We start from the raw sequence: 1077 nt of genomic DNA, 5'->3' as shown, positions 1-1077 counted from the left end.
GCCCCGGAATCGAGCGATTCAGGGGCGTCTACTCACTTCTCGGCGGGGCCCGGGACTGCGCGAGAGCGGAGCAGGGCGGCAACGCGCGCCACGAGACGCGACGGGTGGCGGTAGACGTCGTCGGACGTGGCGACCACGGTCCGCCACCCGAGGTCCTCGAGCCACTGCCTCTTCGCGACGTCCCGGCGCCAGGTCCGGGCATCGGTGCGGTGCACGTCGCCGTCGTACTCGATCGCGACCCTCTCGGCGACGTAGACCATGTCAGGCAGGGCGACGAAGCGGCCTGTGCCGTCGACGACCGGGACGTTGACCTGAGGGCACGGCAGGCCCGCGCGGACGAGCAGGAGCCGGGTTCGTGTCTCCATGGGAGAGTCGGTCCCGGTGCGGAGGTCGTCAAGGGCGGTCCGCATCCGTGCGACTCCGCGTGCACCAGCCGGAGTGCCGCGAACGGTCTCCCGCAGCTGCCCGAGCGTCGAGGCCGGGGACGTGCGGCGCAACAGCGAGTCCCCGAGCACCACGAGCTCGTCGAGAGGCAGGGTTCCGGCGAGCTGTCGCCACGCGTGCTCGGGGGTGACGACCAGCAGCCCGTCCTGGAGCCGCACCGGCAGCAGGTCGGCGTCGTGCGTGTGGGCCACGTATCCGGTGCGACGCGGGACGACGGCACTGCTGGGGACGCTCAGGTGCACGCGGTCGTCGCGTGCGACCTGCCAGGGGAGGTCGACGCCGTGAAGACGGAGTGCGCTGCCGTGACTGATCGCCGAGCCCAGGGGCGCGGATCGCATCACGGCGGCGGCCCTGACGGAGAGCACGTTGGCATGCTCTGCCGCGACGCGCAGGCCTCGGGTGGGGATCGCGAGGCGTGGGTGTCGCAGCATCTTCGGGGAGAGCCCGCAGGCTCGCCCCTCGGCCACGGTGAACGGTTCGTCGGTGCGCATGCGGGCACTGTGCCGCGCCGCGGGCGGGGGTGAGGGGCTGGAGAGGGCGACCTGTGGAAACCGCCACCGGGGACGCCGTTGTGGACACGAGCCCGACTCGCCGAGAAGTGAGTAGACGCCCCTGGATCGCGCGAGCCAGGGG

The 1077-nt window shown here is 72.5% G+C and carries 1 protein-coding gene; it reads right to left on the bottom strand.

The genetic code is table 11. The features are described from left to right. Positions 1–32 precede the first annotated feature (32 nt). Positions 33–935 carry an endonuclease domain-containing protein gene (locus ACFRCR_RS18840; protein ID WP_377679721.1) on the bottom strand — a complete coding sequence of 301 codons (903 nt, stop codon included), beginning with the start codon at positions 933–935 and terminating at the stop codon, positions 33–35. Between the last annotated feature and the right edge of the window lie 142 nt (positions 936–1077).

It is taken from the genome of Oerskovia sp. NPDC056781 (assembly GCF_042789955.1).
Classification (GTDB): domain Bacteria; phylum Actinomycetota; class Actinomycetes; order Actinomycetales; family Cellulomonadaceae; genus Oerskovia; species Oerskovia rustica.
Note: the sequence above shows the minus strand (reverse complement) of the source record. Positions and strands in the feature narration are given on the sequence as shown.

Coding starts and splice junctions, on each gene's coding strand:
- ACFRCR_RS18840 (WP_377679721.1), bottom strand. CDS start 935: ATGCGCACCGACGAACCGTTCACCGTGGCCGAGGGGCGAGCCTGCGGG.